The organism is Algoriphagus formosus (assembly GCF_002807035.1).
GTDB lineage: Bacteria > Bacteroidota > Bacteroidia > Cytophagales > Cyclobacteriaceae > Algoriphagus > Algoriphagus formosus.
Map to the genome: position 1 here is coordinate 330,439 of NZ_NIUC01000001.1, position 23,775 is coordinate 354,213.

The 23,775-nt window shown below is 42.6% G+C and carries 13 protein-coding genes; 5 read left to right on the plus strand and 8 right to left on the minus strand.

The window, feature by feature from the left end:
- Positions 1-495 precede the first annotated feature (495 nt).
- The 8 genes from CDH51_RS01550 to CDH51_RS20375 all read right to left on the minus strand — a co-directional run bounded on the left by CDH51_RS01550 (position 496) and on the right by CDH51_RS20375 (position 12,683).
- Positions 496-2,016 (minus strand): serine hydrolase domain-containing protein, encoded by a 1,521-nt coding sequence (locus tag CDH51_RS01550; RefSeq protein WP_100626936.1) that lies wholly within the window; start codon positions 2,014-2,016, stop codon positions 496-498.
- A 34-nt stretch (positions 2,017-2,050) separates the two neighbouring features.
- Positions 2,051-3,040 carry a class A beta-lactamase gene (bla, locus tag CDH51_RS01555; RefSeq protein WP_100626937.1) on the minus strand — a complete coding sequence of 330 codons (990 nt, stop codon included), beginning with the start codon at positions 3,038-3,040 and terminating at the stop codon, positions 2,051-2,053.
- A gap of 46 nt (positions 3,041-3,086) precedes the next feature.
- Positions 3,087-4,751, minus strand: a complete 1,665-nt coding sequence (locus tag CDH51_RS01560; RefSeq protein ID WP_100626938.1) for a M81 family metallopeptidase — start codon at positions 4,749-4,751, stop codon at positions 3,087-3,089.
- 28 nt (positions 4,752-4,779) lie between these two features.
- On the minus strand, positions 4,780-6,132 hold the full coding sequence (locus tag CDH51_RS01565) for a metal-dependent hydrolase family protein (protein ID WP_198514245.1): 1,353 nt from the start codon (positions 6,130-6,132) through the stop codon (positions 4,780-4,782).
- A 54-nt stretch (positions 6,133-6,186) separates the two neighbouring features.
- A complete protein-coding gene (locus CDH51_RS01570) occupies positions 6,187-7,824 on the minus strand; it encodes an amidohydrolase family protein (protein ID WP_100626940.1) in 1,638 nt (545 codons plus the stop codon).
- Positions 7,825-7,845: 21 nt separating this feature from the next.
- The gene (locus CDH51_RS01575) at positions 7,846-9,552 is read right to left on the minus strand and encodes an amidohydrolase family protein (protein ID WP_100626941.1); all 1,707 of its coding nucleotides are present in this window, start codon (positions 9,550-9,552) and stop codon (positions 7,846-7,848) included.
- A gap of 13 nt (positions 9,553-9,565) precedes the next feature.
- Positions 9,566-9,847, minus strand: coding sequence for a hypothetical protein (locus CDH51_RS01580; RefSeq protein WP_100626942.1), 282 nt, complete (start codon positions 9,845-9,847; stop codon positions 9,566-9,568).
- 112 nt (positions 9,848-9,959) lie between these two features.
- Positions 9,960-12,683, minus strand: coding sequence for a LuxR C-terminal-related transcriptional regulator (locus CDH51_RS20375; protein WP_100626943.1), 2,724 nt, complete (start codon positions 12,681-12,683; stop codon positions 9,960-9,962).
- Between the two features lie 735 nt (positions 12,684-13,418).
- On the opposite strand from CDH51_RS20375, the gene CDH51_RS01590 reads away from it, so the two are divergent.
- From CDH51_RS01590 to CDH51_RS01610, 5 genes are all read left to right on the plus strand, one after another.
- On the plus strand, positions 13,419-14,699 hold the full coding sequence (locus CDH51_RS01590; RefSeq protein ID WP_100626944.1) for a glycoside hydrolase family 2 TIM barrel-domain containing protein: 1,281 nt from the start codon (positions 13,419-13,421) through the stop codon (positions 14,697-14,699).
- Positions 14,700-14,853: 154 nt separating this feature from the next.
- Complete coding sequence (locus CDH51_RS01595) at positions 14,854-18,306, plus strand: hypothetical protein (RefSeq protein WP_100626945.1); 3,453 nt, start codon at positions 14,854-14,856, stop codon at positions 18,304-18,306.
- A gap of 21 nt (positions 18,307-18,327) precedes the next feature.
- Positions 18,328-20,067, plus strand: coding sequence for a glycoside hydrolase family 3 protein (locus CDH51_RS01600; protein ID WP_100626946.1), 1,740 nt, complete (start codon positions 18,328-18,330; stop codon positions 20,065-20,067).
- Positions 20,068-20,103: 36 nt separating this feature from the next.
- Positions 20,104-21,369, plus strand: coding sequence for a glycosyl hydrolase family 17 protein (locus CDH51_RS01605; RefSeq protein WP_100626947.1), 1,266 nt, complete (start codon positions 20,104-20,106; stop codon positions 21,367-21,369).
- A gap of 59 nt (positions 21,370-21,428) precedes the next feature.
- A complete protein-coding gene (locus tag CDH51_RS01610) occupies positions 21,429-23,774 on the plus strand; it encodes an MFS transporter (protein WP_232724722.1) in 2,346 nt (781 codons plus the stop codon).
- The last annotated feature ends 1 nt before the right edge of the window (position 23,775 follow it).

Here is a 23,775-nt window from a genome sequence, read left to right on the forward strand (position 1 = left end):
CTTCCGGCTGTATATTTGTATAATCAATCATAATTCTAGGTACCAGAATCATCTCTACTATGAACATTTTATAGTATTGTGGCGTACTAAGTGCCAAATCCCCCACAGTAATAGAACCAAGAACTCTAAAACCAATATTATCAATTACTTGCATTACATTGGCTGGCATGATAGCGCCCAGACAGCAACCTTATTTAATGGCTACTATCTGAGTGCCAGTCTTTAAACTTGTTATTTAAGTGTGTTTTTATAGATCACTCAGTCCTTCATGATAACAACGAAGTTTTTACCGGAATCCTTGACCAAATCAAGGTTTTCCAATGGGTTTCCATTCACCAAGTGGCTATCGGTTTAGCTACCACTTTCAATCATACCAAGAGGATCTGCCTGGTAAGAATAGCGTAGCACACTCAATTAAATCAATTCAGCTTTGATGAATTTTACCATCTTGGGAATTTCATAAGGCGTGAATTGATATATCCTCTTCCGAACAGGTTATTTGTCGAATACTGATCCGGAGAGATCGAACTCGTCGACCGCCCCTTCTCCCCGAATGAAGATCCGGTGGTTGAATCGCACGTAGTTGTATTCACCAGAAGGATCTTTGAGCAATTCACCAAGAGATCCCTTGTTTGGGCCTTCGGTGATGATAAAATAGCCATCAGCCGTGTTAGCCACATTGGCAGGTGCGGGATCCGCCCCGCTAGTCAATGCGGAGAACTGGATAAACACATATTTGTCACCCTCCTTGCGAATCTCAATGTTTTGGGAATTACCCTTGAAGACACCTACAAATGGGTCGAGGACAGACGCATCAACACCCGCTGCCACCGGAGACTTAGCCTCGATACCAGTGAAGGCCTTGACCATTGCGTTTGCAACTTTTTTATAGGCCTCGGCTCCGCGATCGCTGTGAACCAAAACCACTACGGCAAAGTCGTGATCAGGGATCAGTTGCAGAAAAGAACGCGTGCCTGGCCAATTCCCCCCGTGGCTGGGGCTGGTGACCCCGCCGTAGTCGTGGACAAACCATGTCAGCCCAGTGAAGTCGCCGGTCTCAGCCTCGACTGCCGGAGCGTGGGCATAGTCCAGTGCTTCTTGTGACAGCAGCTGGTTCCCTGAGGCGTCCTTGCCGTCCAGCTGAAAGCGGGCGTATTTCAGCATGTCGGTAACCGTAGACCGGAGTGCGCCGGAGGCTGCGGACTCTCTAATCAACGGAATGTAGTATGGTTTTAGATCACTGATGCTGCCTTCCCCGTAGATCGGCGGATGACCCCATGCGTAGTTATTAGCCGGAGGAGTGGTGTCGTAATTAAAGGATGACGAATCCATGCCGAGTGGGTTGAGCAGGTGCTCTTCGATTAGGGTCTCGATCGGCTTTCCGCCGATATGCGACACCACATGGGTAGCAAAGGTGATACTGGTGTTGTTGTACATCCAGGTTTGATCGAACGGATAGATCTGCTCGACGTAAGCTGCCTGGAGCATGACCTTCTCGGATATAGATCCACCCGGAGGAACACGAAGAAAACCGTGGTCGCCATACCAGCCAGCACGATGATGGAACAAGTCAACGACCCGCGCTTTGGAAGTAGCATCAGGATCAGCAACTCTCCACCACGGCAGGATGTCCACTACACGGGCGTTCAAATCCAGTTTGCCTTCTTCGGACAGCTGCATGGCCACCGTCGAAAGAAAGGTTTTTGTCACAGAGCCAATTTGAAATTTCGTATCAGGGGTAACTGCCTCGTCGGTGCCTACCTTGGTGACACCGAGGCCGGCGCTGTAGGTATTGGGTCCATGGATAACCCCGACAGCAAGCCCCGGGATTTTCATTTCCTTGATCAGTTCAGCAGTTTCGGCGAGAACCGCATCAAAGGTCGCCTGGCCCTGCTTCTTTGTCATTGTTTTATTGGACTGTTGCTTTTTTTGTGCAAATGCCGGTTGAACTGCAAATAATGACAAGATCATTACAGTAAATAGCAACTTTATTGGTTGTTTAATTATTTTTTTCATTTTTTTCTCCTATAAATAATAATTGAAATACGTCTTAGGGCTTTAAATAATAAAAGTCGTATAAAGTCCGTGTCACTTCTGCAATGGCCCGATCACGATCAGCTTCTGAAGTCGTACTACTCTTAGTGAATACTACAATCGCAAAACGTCGGCCGTCGGGTAGCGTGATATAGCCGACGTCGTTGGCTACTCCCCCTATAGTTCCGGTCTTGTTCGCTACGGGCGTTCCCTTGGGCAGCAGCCCCTTGAGCCGGCCAGAGCCCGTGCGCGTGCGCGACATGACATTAATTAGGAAGTCGCGGCTCTCGGAGCTCGTCGCTTTGCCACCGTCAATGGCAAGCAGGAGCTGCAGCATCGCAAAGGGCGTTGCTTGGTCACGTGGATCTGCCTCGAAGTCCAGATTGCGGTCACTCTGGATCTTCAAGAGCTCCGGCCGAGCCTTGAAGACCTCTGTGGCGAGTTTATGCGTGGCCGGTCCCGGCAAACCATAGAACTCCCCGATGATCTCGCCTGTCGACCGATCGACCCTGAAATCGCTGATCCCAATCCTGCGCAGATAGTTGGTCACTGCCGCGGGGCCACCGGCCAGCCCCATCGAGATGTCAGTCGCCGTGTTGTCGCTCTCCGTGATCATCACCTCGATCAGGTTCGCAATCGACAACTGGATCCCAGGGTGAACGAATCTGCCATTAAGCGCAGCGTCCCCGATCATCATCATATCGAGTGTGACATCGACCATCTGGTCGAGCCGCAGCTCCCCCCTGTCCACGCGATCCAGCACGGCAGCGGCAATCGCAACCTTGTAGGTACTCGCCATCACAAACTGTTCATCGCCGTTTATGGTGATCGTCTCCTTCGAACCAATTTCCTGTGCCGCCACTCCTATGCGACCTGCTAACTTCTCTGTGAGATTCTCAATCTTTTTAGAAAGAGCTTCAACATTTTGCTTTTGAGCAAATGCCGGTTGAACTGCAAATAATGCCGAGATTATTAGAGTAAATAATAGTTTCAAATTTCTCTTCATCTTTCTTTTGTTATAAACATTAATAATTGCTTTTAATCGATTAACATTAATCTCTTATACTAAAAGTTGCGTTTTCGTCTAAAGGATAGATAGGATACTTTAGCTTGGTGTGCTCGAAAAGGGTAATATCGCGACTAGTGGTTCCGGGAACATCAGCGAGCAGTAACTTATCGGTGAAGTTTTCATAGAATGCTCGAAAGTGCATCCCACTTTTGACACCTATCACATCGTATTCCTGAATGATAATGCCATGCGGACGTCCCTGCGTATCATCATAGGTCTGGCACAGGCCGGAAATAACGATGACATCCACCGTATTTTCCGCTTCAATGATCAATCTGGCGGTAGGGCCAAGCTGGAATGGACCCTTGAAAGCGGTTCCCCCGCGAACGGTCTCATTCCCATCCGAAATGGACTTGACATAGGCTTTGGTCTTGATCGGTTCGCCCGCCAACGCCTCATATTTGCCACCAAGGCTCACATCGATTGTTGCTCCTACACCAGCAGCCACTGCTGCCTTTGCAGTTTCCGGATCGTGTATGGACATGAAAGCGACTTTCCCCAAGCCTTTGGTCTCCATAAGGGCCTTTAGCAGGTGGGTACCACCCCCTCCGGCGCCCCCTCCAGGGTTGTCTGCCGCGTCCCCAATCACAATCGGGGTATGGTCGATGAGACCGCCTTTCTTTGGTAATTCGAGAACATAGCGACCGTCCTTCTCAAGCATGGCCAGCACAGTGCTCATCGTTTTGTCCAAAGGTTCTAATGGAAGGATAGACTCCTTCCGGTGATCCCATATCCATTGTGCCAGTTCGTCCACCAGTTCTTCTGCCAGCTTGAGGTTTTTTTCGGTAGTGACCATTGGGTACACGCCACAAAAATTGCTGTCCTGATATGGGAAGCCATGCATAACAGAGCAGTTCAGAACACCAGGCTGCTTTTCTATTTCAATGCACTTTTCTTTAAGACGATTTGCAAAGGTGCCCTCCTCTTCGGTATTACTCATGCCCATCATCAGGGGCACTTTGCGATATGCGGGAGTGGGATTCGATTCTCCTGCCAGGATAGCAGCACCACGATACATCGCATCACGCGCGCAAGCATTCATATCCATATGAGGATATTCTTTGCAGGCACTGAAGAAATTCATATTGTCCTTCATTTTATCTGTGATCTTGCCATGCAGGTCACCACTCCAGACAATCATCGTGTCCTTTCCAACCAGTTCTCTGACCGATTCCGCCAAGTCTCCTTCAAGATCATTCGTACTAATCACCATGCCGGCACCGTGAACACCAAGGTAAACGATGTCCATTGGCAACTGTGATTTCAGCGTGTCCATGATCTCCTTTTTCGCCTCTTTCCAAGCTTCATCGCTTACTGTACTAAAGCACCAGTCTATATAGTACATGAGACCGGGAAGCAAGTCCCAGCCTTCTTCTTCGCACACATCCACTGCCCCACCAATGGCAGTTCCTTTCAACATATTCTTGATCTGATCGCCCCGGAACGTGCGCATTCTGTCGAGCGTGGTTTCGCCCATGCCCTCGGTGAGGTAGGTGTTGGTTTCATGGAAAAAACCTACATAGGAGACTCTTAATTTTTTATTTTTTTTCAATTTGTTTTCCTCTTTCAAAGAAAAGGAAAGTAGAGGTACTGATGCTATAGCAGCACCTGCAGAACCAGCTAGCGTAACAAATTTTCTTCTTTCCATAAACTCTGATTTATATACTGAAAATGAATTATTTTAGAGTGTTTTTATATAGAACACCGTCTTTCATGATCACCCTAAATTTATTTTCGGGATCGGCAACTAAATCAATATTCTCTATTGGATTGCCGTCCACCAATATCAGATCCGCATAAGCACCCTCTTTGATAACGCCTATGGGGTGTGGATAGGGATCTCGAGGGCCGCAGAGTTTCACCAATTCGGCATTGCCGGAAGTGGCCATTTTCAGGATTTCGTAAGGGGTGTACCATCTTTTCAGTTTAGCAAGCAATTTTCCTTGCTTTTCGCCCAACTTTGCATCGAAGAGAATGTCAGTACCGAATGCGGTTTTCAGTTTATATTTTTTGGCTAAAGCAATCGCATTATCCAAACCGTCAGTTACTTCAACAAATTTTGCTGTGCTGATTGGGTCTTCAAATCGAATGGCATCTTCATCGTTTATGATGGGCTGCATGCTAAACCATGCACCTTTCTCGGCCATGAGTTTAGCGGTTTCTTCGGTGATGAGGAAAGCATGTTCGACGGATTTTGCGCCAGCTCTTACCCACATTTGAATGGCATCATCGGTATTGGCATGGATGGCGACATAAGTGTACCAACTTGCGGCGACCTCAACCATAGCCTCGGCCTCAGCCTTGGTATATTGGGTAACATCGAGCGGGTCATACAAAGAAGATACTCCACCGCCAGCCATCACTTTAATTTGGGTAGCCCCCATTCTAAGTGCCTCACGGGTTCTTTTTGTCACTTCCGGCACTCCATCCGCAATTATTGTATGGCCTGTTCTCTGAATGTAATCTAATGCTTGATCCGGGTTAGAAGGAACTGCATTGGGCGCCAGAAAATCGCCATGCCCCGAAGTTTGGCTGATCGTGGGGCCAGAAGGGTATATCCTTGGGCCAAAAATGGTACCCTCATCTATTGCCTTTTTTACACCAAAAGAATTGCCGCCAACATCTCTCACCGTAGTAAACCCTCTTAACAGGGTTTTTCCTGAATGGTGGCCTGCATTGATGCCAAGGTGCGCGAAATCTGTATTTAAGAGTTTGCTTACCGGCCAGAAATTAAATACCGTATGCCAATGGTTGTCGATGAGACCAGGCATAAGGGTCATGCCTTGCCCATCAATAATACTAACATTATCGGTTTGCATAACCATCAATGGTTCTTTTGATATTTGCTTAATGAGGTTGCCCTCAACCAATACATCTGCCTTGATCAGTTGATCTGATGTTCCGTCAAACACTTGGACATTGGTAAACAGAGTGATTTGCTTGGCTTGCTCCTGAGCAAACAGTCCTAAACTGAGGACACAAAGAATACATACAAGGAGCGGTTTTTTCATTTTTAAAAAGTCTTTCAATTTATTGGTTCGTTTTTTTGAGAGATTATGGCTCTCCCAATTATTAAAGTTGTATTACTTTAGGGCAGCTCCACTAAAATCAGCGGGTGAGGCATAGAAAGCTTTTTCCCAATTTTCGACAGATAAGGGTTCAAAATGTCCTTTTTCTTCAACCTCAAAACGAATGGGTTGACCAGCATCGAAGCGTTTTATAGGTTCTGAATCTCTCATTACAATGATGCCATTTACTATTACATGAGGAATCCCGGTTGATGGAAGTGTACCTTTGGCATATGTCGAATTATCAGTTACGGTCTCAGGATTAAAAATGGTAATATCAGCTACCATACCCTCTTGTAATCTTCCTCTCACTTGCATGGCTTTAAGACCCATTTTGCCTAAAGGATTTGCGTAGTTATAACTGGTCATGGAAACAGCCTGCATTAAAGGAATATTATTTTCTCTTGCTAATCGTAAAACTTTGGCGAACGAACCGGCTAAGCGTGGGTGGGTATTAGGAAAGTCTTCGTAGGGAGTTTCCCATGTAAGTCCGTCATCGGGTATGAAAGGCATACCGTCGCTACCTATAGCCACTCCTTTCATTTTAATCCAATTCACTATCCATTCTTCTTTGCTTTTATAAACAAGGACTAAACGGGTAGGCTCTTTCTTCAGCATTTCTTCTCGTGTTTCTTGGGTGTAAAATTCTCCAGTTTCCACGTCTTGAAGGGTTTCTTCATATTTATTGCCAAGTGCATTTACCCAAATCTCTGGCTCCAAGAATACTGCGTTTAGGGCTGTTGAGCCAGCAGCATACGGATATATTTCTCCCCACACATTGTTGCCTTTTTCTTGCATTCTAAGCAGTAGTTCATAAACCAAATTATAACCGGGGTTATTGAAATGAAGTGCATTGGCCGGGGCGCCTAAAGCTGAAGCATTGGCGAGCATTTCCTGAATACCCAAGGTTTCTTCTACATCCGATCCGGGCGTCAATCTAAAATGCATACCTATTTGGCGACCGTAGGCTCCAGCAAGTTTTTGAAGCTCAAAAATTTCTCTAGAAGAAACCCCTTCTCGCATATAGCCAACAGTAGAACCGATACCTATGCCTCCTTTACGCAAACCTTCATCCATCATTTTGAGAATTTCATTGGCTTGCTCCAGACTTGGACGGGTCTTTGACCATCCTTCTTTTCCCGATCGTACACCAGCCGCATCCAAAGTGTAATATCGTTTCCAATCTTTGAATTCATCTAACACGGCAGCTCGAACCAATTCATGGGCAACGGCCACTCCATAATTGACCGGAGCGTTGCCTTCTCTTTGATCATAAAATTTGTCGATTTCCGGACCGAATCCTCCAACCTCTAAATCTAAAATAGTTGTGCGTCCATCACGCAACATGAGACGATAGATATAGGGCTCAATAGTATGCTGATGACCATCGATAAATCCAGGTGCTACCACATGGTCTTTGGCATCAATGGTTTCCTTTCCTTTGATATCTTCTTCGGTAATTAAGGCGATTATGCCGTCTTTGATACCCACATTTCTGATGCCATCAAAATTGGTTTCGGGATCCATGACGCGTCCATTAAGGATGACTATGTCAAATTCCTGATTGGGGTCAGACCCTTTTTCAGTGGTTGTCTCCTTACAGCTGCTGAAAATTAGGGCTGAAATAAAGAGGGTTAAAAGTGCTTTTTTCATGTTATGAATTTTAATTTCTAATTAATTTTTCTTCACTGCTTTTCCCGCACCAGAGTCATCATCTAAATGCATCTCCCCAAGCTCTGGATTTAGACCAATAGTATGTTCATTTAACCATTTTTCTTGATTAATTGGTGTATACCTTCCCTTGGCTTCGACCGGGAAACGAATTTCCTGTCCTGGTTTTACGGGGAGTACTTCATTGTTTTTTACCACGATTACACCATTCACAATTACATAAGGAATACCGGTGGTAGGGGTACCATGCTCGCCTACTTTGAAGCTTGAATTATCTGTAATGGAAAGAGGATTAAAAATGGTGATGTCGGCAATTTTTCCAACTTGAATTCTGCCGCGTTCCTTCATGGCTTCAAGCCCGGTATCTCCCAAGTGTTTGGCTGGCCAGTAACTGGCTTGCGATATAGTAAACATCAATGGCACACCCTGTTCGCGAGCCAATCGGAATGCAGCACCATGCGAGCCAGAGGTACGAGGGTGGCCTCGGTATTCAGTCCAATCCGCATCCCATGGCAATAAAGTACCGTCTGCACCAACGCCTGCCATCGCATCACTCGCAATAGTCATGTGAGGAATTGCCAACCAGTGATTCATCCACTCTTTTCGATAGGGGAATTCGACAACAACTGATCTTCCCGGATCTTTTTTCATCAGTGCAGCATACGTTTCGTTGGTAAGGTATTGATCATCAACAGGGTCGTAGATGGTTTCTTCGTATTTATAACCACGTTTCTCCACCCATTCCGAAGGGCTTAAGAAAGCCGCTGTTATTGCTGTTGATCCGGCAGCATAAGGATAATACTCAGACCACATATTCAATCCTTTTTCTCTTGCCAATTGCAATTTTTCTTCAATTTCCCACCAGCCAAAATCATTGTTATGTGCCATCAATAAGGGAGCGTCTAATAACATTGCATTGGTAAACACCTCGTCGAAGGCTATTGGAGCTTCAGTGGGTGTTTCTGATATAAGATGATACCTGGTATGAACAGATGTAAGACGGCCATAGTTAGCGCCGGCCCGTTGTGCGGTAAAAAGCTCGTAGCTGGTCATTCCCTTAGCCATATATGCGCCGGGCACAGCAACACCAATGGCTCCTTGTCGAAGATCTTCATCCATTAAAGCCATCACTTTATTCATTTCCTCGATAGTGGAATTTGTATCTGCCCAACCTTGAACGCCATCTGTCAAAGCTTTGGCTGCATAAGTTGGAACAGTAGAAAAATCGACTGGACCGCTAAGTTCAGCATCAGGATCATGCACAGCCATTCTATTAAATAACAAGCTGGCTGTTGTACCGTAGTTGACTTGCCACCCCGTCTTTGCTTTTTCGTCGTACCACGCTTTTACATTGAACGAACCGGCTTCAAGATCCATACCTGTAGTGACACCGTCTCTTAATGCCATTTTGGTAGCGAGCACGTCGGTGGCATGATAGTGGGTGTCAATAAAACCGGGGGCAACAACATGTCCAGTAGCATCAATGGTTTCTTTTCCAGAGATTTCAGCTTCAGTGATGATCGCAATTTTACCGTCTTTAACACCGACGTTTCTGATGCCGTCAAAGTTGGTCTCCGGATCCATGACGCGTCCATTAAGGATGACAACGTCAAATTCCTGATTCGGATCTGCCCCTTTTTCAGTGGTTGTCTGATTACAACTGCTGAAAATAAGTACAGAAATAAAGAGGGTTAAAAGTGATTTTTTCATATTCCAAGTGTTTTCAAGTGCTAATATTCTCTTTGATGTTGTAAGATGGAGCCCAAATAAGGGAGATAAGTGCCAGGCGATGGTCGTAGAGTATATTGATGATGCCACATAATTGGGCCTGATCAAGGACATTTACGATTATTGAAGTGGAAACCTTTCCTTCACCGATATCATCCACGCTTTCCACTATCCCCTCAAAGAGATCCAGCATATTCTTACCTATGTTTCCCAGGACCCTGATTCGATAGGTACCAGGGCCTGAAAACTGAATAGTATAGGTATGTGGATGAGACAAAGTGATGATGATTTGATCACGTCAAAAGTATTGATCGAAATCCATCAGCAATAGCCACTAAAGTGGACATTCAATAAAGAGAAGAGATATGGAGTATGATTTTTATCAGGTTTTACTCCTCGGGCAATAAATCGAGTTCCTGAGCCCTGCGGACCGCTGCCATTCGATTATTGACATAAAGTTTCTGGTAAGCCCTGTAGAGGTGTTTTTTAACGGTGTCCAGGGAAATGAATAATTCCTCTGCAATTTCCCCATTATTGGCACCCCGGGAAACAAGCAAAAGAATTTCCAATTCACGTTTTGATAAATCTGATATAGATTTTTTGGGCGTTATGTTTTTTTCAGGACCTTTTTTAAGGGAGTAACGTTTTTCTTCTTCAAAGGCATTTAAAAGACTTAGGACGTGTGCATTATCTGCCTGGGTTTCGCCAATTTCCTTCAATAAAGGAAGTATCCCCCATCCCATATCTAGGAAGGTACGCTTATGATTTAAATCTTTTGACAGTGCAAGTGCTTCACAAAGGAGTTCCTTTGCCTGCTCATACCGAGATTCCCTTGCATACACAATTGCCTTCAGTGCAAGGCATTGAATAAGGTGATTATTTTTGCGGTACTCCCTTGCAGAATGAATTAAATTTTGAAGGAGTTCTTTTCCCTTTTCCTCTTTACCTGTTAAAATGAGGAGCTTTACCTGAGTTAATTCCGGTATATAATAGAGCCCCCAAAAAGAAGAGCCTACATTGAAGTTTGCGAATGGTGAAATAGCAACCGCACTATCAATATCACCTTTTCTCAGAAACACTTCCACTTGAAATGCTTTCACCAATCCCTTAATTGATTCCTGGCCAAATTCATTTGCCAGAATTTCGCAGTGAGTAATTTCACGGTCTAGTTCCTCCCATTTACCTGTAGCCATGTCTGAAAGACACTTTATAAAATAAAAGTGCATGATCCATAAGGGCCAACCTCTATAGCGGTGTTTTTTTACATCTTCATGGAATTCCCCGATTTTATCAAGACGGTTAGTAATGTATAGCGAAGTAGCTAAACTATACGCGCCCATCATCCAAGCAGCGGGGAATATGTCTGAGGCAGCAAACGTTTTAAGGGCTTCGCCATCAGTTGCCAACAGGTCCGTATTTCCTTCCAGAAAATGAATTAAACATCTTCCCTGCAACAAGCGCATCTTATAATAAGGGTCCGAAGACGCAAATTTTCCGAACTCACTATCCAGATTCTCCAACGCCTGATCTTTTAAACCCTTGACGTACAAGGCCATGGAATAATAGGCCACAGAGGATTCCCGATGAAAATAGTGTTCATCCCCAGGGATGAACTCCATCGCTTTCTCCGCATAAAATAGTGTTCGCTCAATATCTCCTGATTTGAAGGACATAATATCCTTTAAACAGTGTAACTCACCAAACAACTTCCTATCGTAGGGTTTGTAGAAATCCAACGCTTTGGATAGCTCTTCGGCGCGATCGATGTGTTTTGCCAAATCCACAAAGTTGGCATTGTAGTTTTGTAACATTGCCGAACTAAGTACTATTTCAAGGCAATCATTCATCGCCTGAGGGGGGAAAAGGGAAATAAACTGATTCAGTTTTTGGATCCTATCGTGATTAAACAATTCAATTCGATGTCTGTTAAAAAGTGTCACAGCAAATTGAAGATCCTTTGATCTAATTGCATATATCAGTGATTCTTCAAACATTTGGTTTTCCTCAAACCAACCACTTGCTGCTTTATAGAGACGCTCAACAACTTCCTTGGTAAAATAGCGTTCGGTTCGATAATTCAGCTGGCTCCTGAATAAGTGGTGATATCTGTACCACTCGCCCGTAGAATCAAGTGGGATGAGAAAGAAATTACGCTCCCTTGACAATCTTATAAATTCTCTACACCCGGGTTGTGTCAAGTCACTGTCATCTATGGATGCTTCCATAGTTCTGATCAATTCCAATGAGAATTGATCCAACAAAGAAGTCAAAATCAGGTATTTTTGGATATTTATTGGCAATCCCTTGTAGACAACTTCATCAAACAGGTCCGAAATTATGGAATTGCTATTTGTCAGAGATGCCAGAATTTTCTCAAATGAAATCCCCTCTTTTAATCCCATAAGTCCTACAGTGATTCCAGTAATCCATCCTTCTGTATTCTGGATTAAGGACTTTATTTGTTCATCCGTAATGGTGGAAGCAATTTTAGATCGAAGTTTTATTGCCTCATCCGCAGTAAATGCAAGATCCACCATTCTGATCTCCAAAAGCTTATTCTGTGCCCTTAGCCTAGCCATTTTAAATGGAGGGTCCCGTCGGGTCAGAATCACCAAATGAAATTTCTCCGGAGGAAACTGCAAAATTTCCTGAATGATTTCATGAATTTTCTGTTCTCTGATGACATGATAGTCATCCAGAACCAGAACATAAGGCTCGTGAGTTTCATCCAAATCATTGATCAGAAGGGCAGAAATTAAATTTGATGGAAGATCACTTCCTCCAAGCAAAGATTCCAAATGGAAGGTTCTTTGCGGCCATTGTTCTTTGAATAAGGCAACTATATACGTTAGGAAAACCTGCACGTCATTGTGTTCCTCATCAAGGGAGAGCCATCCGTAATTATGCCCCTTTTCTTCAATCCATTGGCTTACTGTTATGCTTTTACCACAACCTGTTGAAGCTGAGACCAAGGTAAATGGTGCAGAAATATTGGCCTCCAACTGTTCGATAAGAGCTTTTCGATTTACAAACTCTTTCCTTAAAGCAGGTTTGTAAAGTTTGGACTTCGCAACGAATTGAATTTTGGTGAAATTTTCCGGTGATCTATTCATCAGCGATTAACTTTATTATTCCTGTCGGATTATTAGGTATTATTTTCTCTCATTCAAAGTAACCTCAACCATCATACTTATCAATGTTTTTATAAAAATTTCTTTCTTTCATGTAGATGTTCTGGTCAAAGTCAAGACCATATTTTTGTCTAAGTTGACTAGTGTTTTTCAAGTTCTTAAAGCAGCCTTTTTAAGGCTAACCATTCATTCTCTTGAAAAACAAGCTTGCAGATGTACCATAGTTGACTTGCTAACCCGTTTTGGCTTTTTCGGCGTACAAATTTTTACATTAATTGAACCCGCTTTAAGGTCCATACCTGGGGTGACACCATCCCTTACGCCATTTTACTTGCAAAAACGACTGTTGTTATTCTTTCTTTCATCTCTGAAACACCCACCATTAACAAGCCTTTTCCCTTCCCCGCTAGAATCAAAGCAATTCAACATAGCTTAGCCAGAATCAGAGTATAAATTTTTAACCCTAAGACAGAAATTTAGGACGATGATGTTAATCAACCTCACAATCGGCATCTATTCGACCTCTACCCGCTTTATCAATGCAAATGCAATCAGAAAATCAATTGGATGGCTCAATTTTGAAATTTTGTAGTAGTCATATGAAAGAAATGACGTAGTACTCATCCTTGCTATATCAGTCATAAATGGAGTACTTACCTATGATTTGAAACAAGATTATTTCATAAATAGTCGTAATCAATTTACAATTTAAGCCCAATGAAAATTTCCACCTTTTTAATTCTCGTCTGCCTTCTTATCCCTGAAATCCTCTATTCTCAAAATTCTCAAGTAGAACTGATTAATGATGATCAAGGAATAAAGCTCTTGGTTGAAGGAGAAAGTTTTATGGTCAATGGTATGAACTGGGATTATTTTCCAAGAGGCACCAATTTCGACTATAGTATTTGGGATCAACCGGATGAATTCATCATGAAAGCTCTTGATGATGAAATGTCACTTTTAAAAGACATGGGGGTCAATTCGGTGCGAATATACACGGGTATACCTTCAAGATGGATTGCATATATCTATAAGAATTACGGAATTTATACCATGCTCAATCATGCTTTTGGTCGATATGGAATGGACCTTAATGATGGTTGGATGGAAAACACGGAATATTCTGACTCCAGGGTAAGAAGAAAATTACTGAAGGAAGTCGTAGAGATGGTAAAGGAGTACCAAGGGACAGAAGGCCTCCTACTCTACCTGCTTGGTAATGAGAACAACTATGGATTATTCTGGGAAGGCGCTGAAACAGAGGATATTCCAGAGGAGAATGAGGAATCTATCATCCGAGCAACTGCCATGTACAAATTGTTTAATGAGGCAACTGTCGCTATGAAAAAAATTGACAGGACTGTGCCCATAGCTATTTGTAACGGTGATTTACTCTTTCTAGAGATCATAAAAGAAGAGTGTCAGGACATAGATATTTTCGGAACAAATATGTACCGCGGCTCATCCTTTGGAGATGCTTTTGAGCGCGTTAAAAATGAATTGAATAAACCCATTCTTTTTACAGAATTTGGTGCAGATGCTTTCAATGCCATTACAAAAACTGAGGATCAAAAGTCTCAAGCATTCTACATGGTTGAAAATTGGAAAGAAATCTATGAAAATGCTGCAGGCTTGGGAAAATCCGGAAATTCCCTGGGAGGATTTACATTTCAATTCAGTGACGGTTGGTGGAAAACCGGTCAAACCGTAGAACTGGATATTCATAACAATGAAGCATCCTGGGCGAATGGCGGATACGAATTTGATTATAAAAAAGGCGAGAAAAACATGAATGAGGAGTGGTTTGGGATCACTTCTAAAGGTGAAACAAACCCAGAAGGTTACTATAAACTCTATCCAAGAGCCGCTTATTTTGCCCTGAAAAAAGCACATGAAATAAATCCCTTTTCACCAGGAATGACCCTAGAAAAAATTGAAAAACATTTTTCAGCTATTGATTTAGTCGAATCTATTCAACTAGCCAATAAAAATAGGTGAACCTCAACCAAAGTCCATGGAGTCCCGAAAAGGCAAAATGTTAGAAAGATTCATGGTATCAGGGAGAAGCAACAAAGAAATTGGCCTTATCGCTCGTTTGGTTTAGCAGATAGCTTTATTTTAAAGTCTTTATTCTTAGTCCAAAAAATTTTATATGCAAAAAAGTATCAGTGAATACGAAGAAAATCAACCAATAAATCTTGAAACCAAGGTCATTGACTCCGAGGTATTTTTAAAAATTTCAAATTCTGATCAAATGCTCCCCTTCTTTATGAGCATTATCAGCCCCTATAATCATTGGTTGTTTATTGGAAGTAATGGAGGGCTTAGTGCCGGTAGAAAAGACCCCGAAAATGCACTTTTTCCTTATTACACTGATGATAAAATCCTCGAGTCATCAGAAGTAACCGGCTCGAAATCAATCATTCGTGTTCAGAAAAACAACCAAACCCATGTTTGGGAACCATTTTCTATCCATTTCGCCAATGAGTATCGGTTGAAAAGGAATCTATACAAGAGTGTTTTTGGTAATAAAATCTTGTTTGAAGAGGAAAACCTGGATCTAGAGCTATGCTTTAGATATGAATGGTCCACCAGCGATAATTATGGTTTTGTAAAGACCAGTTCAATCTTGAATACTGGGAATTCTGAGCTTGAACTTTCGATTTTGGATGGGATTCAAAATATCATGCCTTATGGCGTAGGAAGTGCCCTTCAAACTATGCGAAGTAATCTGGTGGATGCCTATAAAAGGAATGAACTTGACCGAGAAAGTGGAATTGGGATTTTTGCGCTTAGCGCAATCATTGTGGACAAAGCCGAGCCAAGTGAAGCGCTTAAAGCAACTATTGCTTGGTCACTGGGCTTGGAAAATGCAAAGCGACTCCTCTCCTCTTCTCAATTAAATTCATTCAGAGAGGGTTTTTCCATTCAGGAAGAAAATGACATAAAAGCTCAAAGGGGTGCTTACTTTATTCATTTCGATTCAGAATTGCACCCTGGAGATAGTAAAGATTGGATGATTCTGGCTGATATCAATCAGAATGTCTCCCAAATTCGCGCCCTTGCCAAAGAAATAAAAACCGAGTCGAACTTAATCAAGAAAGTTAAAGCAGATATTCAGCGTGGAACAGAAGAGCTAATTAAGCTTGATGCTGCCTCGGATGGATTACAACTTACAGCAGATTCCTTAAAAGACACCCGACATTTTGCCAATGTGATGTTTAACATTATGCGGGGTGGGATTTTTGATAAAAATTATCAAATCGAAAAGGAAGACCTAAAGAACTCTATTCAAAATGCGAACCGAGAGGTTTTCTTGAAGCAAAAAAGCAAAATTGATTCGCTTCCAGAAAAATTCTCCTTTACTCAGCTCAAAGAATTGGCAGAAAATTCTGGAGACAGCCATTTTGAGCGTCTTTGTTTGGAGTATTTACCTTTGAAATTTAGCCGACGCCATGGTGATCCAAGCCGTCCTTGGAATAATTTTTCTATCAACACCAGAAACGAAGACGGATCAAAAGTCTTGGACTATGCAGGAAATTGGCGGGATATTTTTCAGAATTGGGAAGCCTTAGCCCTCGCCTATCCTGACTTCATTGAAAGCATGATCCTGAAGTTCTTAAATGCCTCTACATTTGATGGTTATAATCCATATCGAATCACAAAAAACGGAATAGACTGGGAAAGAATTGAAGCAGATGACCCCTGGTCTTACATCGGATATTGGGGTGATCATCAGATCATTTACTTGTTGAAGTTTCTGGAATTTGCAGAGAATTATGCACCTGGTAGCTTGGTAAAATTTTTCAAGGAGGATTTTTTCGTGTATGCCAATGTACCCTACAAAATCAAGGCTTACAATGAGATCCTGAAAAACCCTAAAGACACGATTGATTTTGATCATCAATTAGATCAGCAAATCCAAAAGCGATGGACTTCAATCGGCTCAGATGCTGCCTTGCTTCAAGATCAATCTGGTGGGATTTATCAGGTGAATTTCATCGAGAAAATACTCGCGACAGTTCTTGCGAAAGTTTCCAATTTCATTCCAGAGGGAGGAATCTGGATGAATACACAAAGACCTGAATGGAACGACGCCAACAATGCGCTCGTCGGAAATGGTGTTTCCATGGTCACCTTGTATTATTTGAGAAGGTTTCTAAATTTTTTCACACAGCTATTGAAGCAAAGTACTGAGCAGGAGATTCCTGTTTCAGAAGAGTTACTGACATTTTTCAAGGAAACTTTATCTACCCTCAATTCTCATCAGCATTTGCTTTTGGGTAGTTTTAGCGGCAAAGACCGAAAAAATGTATTGGATGCTTTGGGGACAGCAGGGAGTGATTTTAGAATGAAAATCTATGCTGATTCTTTTAGAGGTGTCAAAAAGAACCTTTTGATCGATGAACTTCTAGAGTTCTCAAGCATTTGCCAAAGCTACCTTGAGCATACTATTAGAGCCAATAAACGTGAGGACAACTTGTATCATGCATACAACCTGATGAGTGTCGAAAATGAAGAGGAAGTCACTATTGAATACCTCAGCGAAATGCTGGAGGGCCAGGTTGCTGCTTTAAGTTCCGGTTACTTGAGTTCGGAGGAGGCTTTGCAGACATTGGATGCACTTCGAAAAAGCAAGCTCTACCGCGCAGATCAACACAGCTATTTACTTTATCCAAATAAGGAGCTGCCTGGATTCTTGGAAAGAAACACCATACCCAAGGAGGAAATAAAGAGATCGAAACTTTTAAACAGTTTGTTGAAAAAAGGCAATAAAAAGATCGTTGAGCAGGATGTGGATGGAAACTACCATTTCAACGGTAACTTCAAAAATGCATCTGATTTGTCCAAAGCGCTGGAAAACTTAGACCCTACTCAGTTTGAATTTACTGAATCTGCTAAAAAAGAAACCTTGCAAATTTTTGAAAAGGTCTTTAATCACAAGGCTTTCACTGGACGCTCTGGGACTTTTTATGGATATGAAGGTCTCGGATCCATCTATTGGCATATGGTTTCTAAACTTCAATTGGCTGTATGGGAATGCTGCATTAGAGCCAAGGAGGAAAAAGCTCCACAGGAACTCCTAGATCAATTGATACGCCACTATTACGAAATTAATGAAGGAATTGGGGTGCATAAATCACCAATCGTATATGGAGCTTTTCCTACTGATCCTTATTCCCATACTCCCGCCGGTAAAGGGGCTCAACAGCCCGGAATGACGGGACAGGTCAAGGAGGATATAATCTGCCGTTTTGGAGAATTAGGAGTATTTATTCGAGAGGGTAAATTATCATTTAATCCATTTATGCTAAAGAAATCAGAGTTTTTGACCAAAAGTCAAACTTTGCCATTTATTGACGTAAATGGGGAGAAAACTGTAATCCTTGTTGGAGAAAAATCACTTTGTTTTTCCTTTTGCCAGGTTCCAATCGTCTATCAATTGGACTCCAAAGACGTCATTGAAATATCTTTTGGAAATGAATTCAAAACAGTTGCAGAGAATAGTTTGCAATTAGACGAAGAGTTGAGCCAGAAGATATTCAAACGGACCGGAGAGATCAAACAAATTCTTGTAAGGGTAAATGAAGCCTTATTTAACTAATTAAGATACTTTTTAAAATCGATGACATTCAAACTCAAACCTGACCAAGAGCAAAAAATTGAGGATTTGATTTCTCAGATGACTTTGGAAGAAAAAATCGGACAGATGTCTCAGGTTCGACATTTTGACGATGTCACTCCCGAGGATATTAAATCCAAGTTTATTGGTTCGGTGATTCATACCCAAGGACCAGTTCCAGGATCAACAGCTGCAGAATGGCAGGACAAATTTTCAGAATTCCAAAAGCAGGCCTTGGATACACGATTAAAAATTCCGCTGTTATTTGGAGTGGATGCCATACACGGCCAAAACACCTTCGAGGGAGCTACCATTTTCCCTCATAATATTGGTTTAGGAGCTGCAGGAAATCCTGAAATAGTTGAGAAAGCAGCAGCGATTACGGCCATCGAGTGTAAGGCTACAGGCTTCCACTGGGTTTTTTCACCTTGCGTTGCCATTCCTTTTAATGAAAAATGGGGACGGGTCTATGAGGCTTTTTCCGAAAGCACAGAGCTCACTTCGAAATTGACTCAAGCCTCTGTCAAAGGACATCAAGGATCAAATGGTAATGAAGGGGTTTTGGCGACAGCTAAGCACTTTATAGGAGATGGAGCTACAGATTTTGGAGTAGAAGGAGGAAATACCTCGCTTACAAAGGAAGAGCTAATCGAGCGCTTACTCCCACCCTATCAGGCAGCAGTTGATTCGGGGGTTGCCTCGGTAATGGCTTCCTTCAATACTTTGAATGAAATTCCAATGCATGCCCACAAGGCTATGATTACGGATTTACTGAAGGATCAGCTAAAGTTTGACGGAATTGTGGTTTCCGATTGGAAGGCTTACTCCCGATTTGGGCAAAATGAAATCATCAATGCAGGCATTGATATCGTGATGGCAGTTGATGGGGACTTAGATGGATTTCAAGAAGGAGTCAAAGCTGGGGTTTTGAATGGTTCTATTTCAGAAGAACGAATCAATGATGCTGTAAGAAGGATTTTGCGTCAGAAATTCCGTTTTGGACTTTTTGAAAATCCCTTTCCTGACAAAGGTTTGATCCAAAAAATTGGAATTCCTGAGCATAGGGCTATTGCACGACAGGCAGTTCGGGAGTCCTTGGTTTTATTGAAGAATCAAAACCAGGTTTTACCTCTAAAGCGAACTTCCAGAATTGTGGTTGTTGGCAAATTTGCAGACAATTCTGGTTTACAGTCTGGAGGTTGGACGGTCAACTGGCAAGGAATGACCGAAAACTATTCAGGTGCTACCACCATTTTGGAAGGCATAAGAAAGTTTGCATTACATGAGGTGAAATATGATCCTGATGGCACAGCTGCAATTGAGGATGTAGATGTGGCAGTCATTGTGGTGGGAGAAAATCCATACGCAGAATTCTTTGGGGATGTAGGTGGCGAAATGAATCTATTCCAACTTACCATAACCGAGGAGCATCAGAAATTAGTACAGTCTTATTCCCAAAAGGGCATCAAAATAGTGCTTGTATTGATATCTGGAAGACCAATAGTTATTACACCCCAAATGGAACTTAGTGATGCTTTTGTGGCTGCTTGGTTACCTGGATCGGAAGGAGATGGAATAGCTGAAGTTCTATTTGGCTTTTTTGATTTTAAGGGTAAACTCCCCCACTCTTGGCCCAAATCAGTGGAAGATTTCAATGGAAAATATGGTCCTAACTATTGGGAACACTCCATTGAACCACTTTTTCCGATAGGTTTTGGACAGTGTTATCATCAAGAAAAATAATCGAATGCTATACAGGAAATTCAAAATCAAATGACTATGAAATCAAGCGTTAAATTACTTTTAATAGGTGCTGCCCTGGCAGCAAGCTTTTCGTGTAGTGAAAAAACAACAGATGTGGAAACAACTAAAAATAAAGAAGTGACAGCAAAAGAAATATTAGGAAATCCAGCTTACCAAGCTATTTCATTCGGAGGATACAGAGAGCGTTCAAGAGATATACAACCAACCGTCAATCAACTGAAAGAAGACGTGAAAATCCTATCAGCAATTGGAATCAAAATTCTTCGAACCTACAATGTCCAGCTGCCACATGCAACTACTTTATTGAAGGCCATTCGAGAATTAAAAAAAGAAGATCCGAATTTTGAAATGTATGTGATGCTTGGGGCATGGATTGATTGCAAAAATGCCTGGACAGACCTGGAACCTGACCACAATGTAGAAAGCGAGCAAAATGAAGGTGAAATCGAGCGAGCGGTAGCTTTGGTTAATCAATATCCAGATATTGTTAAAATCCTTGCCGTAGGCAATGAAGCCATGGTCAGATGGGCGACCAGCTATTTTGTACAGCCTTGGGTGATTTTGAAATGGGTCAATCACCTGCAAGAACTCAAAGCAGAAGGTAAACTTCCTAAGGATCTATGGATTACCAGTTCGGATGATTTTTCTTCATGGGGAGGTGGCGATGCCAGTTACCATACAGAAGATTTGGAAAAGTTGGCCAATGCAGTCGATTACATTTCCATCCATACCTACCCTTATCACAACTCGCATTATAATCCAGCTTTCTGGAGAGTACCTATTGAGGAATCCAAGCTATCTGAACTTGAAAAAGTAGAGGCAGCCATGCTTCGGGCCCGGGATTTTGCCAAATCTCAATATGATTCAGTGGCCTCCTACATGGAAAGTATAGGAGTCGATAAGCCCATTCACATTGGAGAAACAGGCTGGGCGAGTGTTTCTGACGGCTTTTACGGTCCTGAGGGTTCGCATGCTGCTGACGAATACAAACAAGGTCTTTACTACAGGCACATGCGTGAGTGGACTAATGAAGCTGGTATTTCCATGTTTTATTTCGAAGCTTTCAATGAGCAATGGAAAGACGCTGCAAATCCCATTGGATCGGAAAACCACTTTGGCCTTTTTAGTCTCAAAGGGGAAGCAAAATATCCTGTTTGGGAATTAGTCGATCAGGGTATTTTTGAAGGACTTACCCGAGACGGAAATCCAATCATTAAGACTTACAATGGAGAAATTGACAGCCTTCTTTCGAAGGTATCCGCTCCTCCTGCCAACTATTAAATTATAACCCACTTTTGAAATTATCACTTTAAACTACTGACCACTAAATCCAAATAACCATGTCAACCACAGCCAAAACAGTTCCGATGGGGCAAAAGATTGCCTTCGGTGTGGGTATGTTAGCAAATCAAATGTTTCCAGCTTCCCTAGGTATATTTATGGTTGTGCTGGTCCAAAACCTAGGCTTCCCCGGATGGATGTGGGGAATTGTCTACTTTCTGCCTCGTGTACTCGATGCGGTGACTGACCCAATCATGGGCTTTATCTCAGACAATACGAAATCTGTATGGGGAAGACGTCGGCAATACGTTTTCCTTGGCGCCATAGTCATGGGAGTTGCCTTTTCGGTGATGTGGCAGCTTTACGGAGAAAACACGGTGAATTACAACTTCACCTATTTCCTCTTGGGCTCATTTGCCTTTTATATTGGTCTGACCATATTCAGTGTCCCCTATGTGGCCATGGGTTACGAAATGAGTGAGGACTTCCATGAACGTACACAAATCATGGCTATTGCACAGTGGATTGGACAGTGGGCTTGGGTAATTGCCCCTTGGTTTTGGGTAATTATGTACGATCCCTCTTGGTTTCCGAGCCCAGAAGCTGCTACCCGTCAATTGGCCGTTTGGGTGGGAGTGATATTTGCGATTTGTGCAATGGTTCCTGCTATTTTCATCAAAAGTAAATCAACGCTAAATGAAAAATTTTCACCACTGACTTTTGATGCAATTGGAAACAGCCTTTCGAAAATTATTCAAGGATTCAAAGAGGCATTTGCATCCAGACCATTCCGTAAGCTTTGTATTTCGACATTCTTTATTTTTAATGCATTCAATACAGTAGCTGGCTTTGTGTTTTTTATCGTGGTGTGGCATCTCTTCAGCGGAGATGCAGGAGCCGCAGGGTATTGGACACCGATTTTCGGAAGCGTGGGTGCATTGGTGACTACCTTTATTGTGATTCCTATCGTGGCAGCTATGTCAAAAAGAATAGGCAAAAAAAATGCATTCATGGTATCTCAAAGTATTGCATTAGTAGGCTATGCTTCCTTGTGGTTCCTATTCGTTCCTGGTAAGCCTTGGATGTTTATTTTTTCTCTCCCCTTCCATTCTTTTGGAATTGGTAGTCTTTTCGTCCTAATGATGTCCATGACAGCGGATGTAATCGATTTAGACGAATTGAATTATGGGGTTCGCCGGGAAGGTGTATTCGGAGCTATTTATTGGTACATGGTGAAGTTTGGTTTCGCAATAGCAGGTGGTCTGAGTGGAGTGATTTTGACCGTAGTAGGTTTTGATGGGAATGCGGCTGTACAACCTGAAGGAGCTGTGGATGGACTTCGACTTTTCTTCTCTGGACTACCAATGCTAGGTACGATGGTAGCTATGTATCTCATGCACGATTATGACGTGGATGAAGCAAGAGCAAATGAAATCCGGGAACAATTAAAATTAAGAAAAATAGAAAAAAACAAGCCTGCCAGTATCTATACCCCCTATCAGCCAGGTACTGTCATAAGCCTTTCGGAGCAAGAAAAAGCTGTTGCACTCCAGTTACAAAATAAGTTTGAGGGGAAATCCTCAGGAGAAATCAAGTCGCTTTTCTCACAAGCCTTAGAAAAGGGTTTTCATGGGCTTTGCTTCAGTCCCTACTTGGAAGGCCAAAATATCGGTGACGTATTATCCGAAGATCAGATCACACGCAGAATGAGTATCGTGGCTCCCCATACACAGTGGATACGCTCATTTTCTTGTACTGATGGTAATGAATTGATACCAAAAATAGCGAAGCAAAAAGGCCTTAAAACCATGGTCGGGGCTTGGCTAGGAACAGACAAAACCAAAAACGAAGCCGAGATTTCACAGCTCATAAAATTAGGAAAACAAGGCTTGGTGGATATTGCTGTCGTAGGCAATGAGGCACTCCTTCGAAAAGAACTTTCAGAAGAGGAAGTACTTCAGCATTTGAAACTAGTCAAAAAATCACTTCCTGAAATTCCGGTAAGCTACGTAGACACCTATTATGAGCTATTTCAGCGGCCAACGATCGTGGCAGCATGTGATGTGATTTTGGCAAATTGTTATCCATTCTGGGAGGGTTGCAGTATCGATCATGCTCCGGTATATCTTCAAAAAATGTATGAGACGGCCAAAAGTATTGCTAATGGAAAAGAGGTTATGATCACAGAAACAGGGTGGCCGGATTCCGGTGAGAGTCTAAACGATGCTATTCCATCCTCTGAAAATGCTATGAAGTACCTTATTGCGACTAATGAATGGGCACAAAATGAGGGAATAGCCTTATTTAACTTCTCATCATTTGACGAACCATGGAAGGTACATCATGAGGGAGAAGTCGGCCAAAGCTGGGGAATTTGGGATAAAAACGAAAAATTAAAATACTAAT

Bases quoted from the DNA above. Each gene is read 5' to 3' on its own strand.
- CDH51_RS01550 (WP_100626936.1), bottom strand. From the start codon at position 2,016: ATGAAAAAAATAATTAAACAACCAATAAAGTTGCTATTTACTGTAATG.
- bla (WP_100626937.1), bottom strand. From the start codon at position 3,040: ATGAAGAGAAATTTGAAACTATTATTTACTCTAATAATCTCGGCATTA.
- CDH51_RS01560 (WP_100626938.1), bottom strand. From the start codon at position 4,751: ATGGAAAGAAGAAAATTTGTTACGCTAGCTGGTTCTGCAGGTGCTGCT.
- CDH51_RS01570 (WP_100626940.1), bottom strand. From the start codon at position 7,824: ATGAAAAAAGCACTTTTAACCCTCTTTATTTCAGCCCTAATTTTCAGC.
- CDH51_RS01575 (WP_100626941.1), bottom strand. From the start codon at position 9,552: ATGAAAAAATCACTTTTAACCCTCTTTATTTCTGTACTTATTTTCAGC.
- CDH51_RS20375 (WP_100626943.1), bottom strand. From the start codon at position 12,683: ATGAATAGATCACCGGAAAATTTCACCAAAATTCAATTCGTTGCGAAG.
- CDH51_RS01590 (WP_100626944.1), top strand. From the start codon at position 13,419: ATGAAAATTTCCACCTTTTTAATTCTCGTCTGCCTTCTTATCCCTGAA.
- CDH51_RS01595 (WP_100626945.1), top strand. From the start codon at position 14,854: ATGCAAAAAAGTATCAGTGAATACGAAGAAAATCAACCAATAAATCTT.
- CDH51_RS01600 (WP_100626946.1), top strand. From the start codon at position 18,328: ATGACATTCAAACTCAAACCTGACCAAGAGCAAAAAATTGAGGATTTG.
- CDH51_RS01605 (WP_100626947.1), top strand. From the start codon at position 20,104: ATGAAATCAAGCGTTAAATTACTTTTAATAGGTGCTGCCCTGGCAGCA.
- CDH51_RS01610 (WP_232724722.1), top strand. From the start codon at position 21,429: ATGTCAACCACAGCCAAAACAGTTCCGATGGGGCAAAAGATTGCCTTC.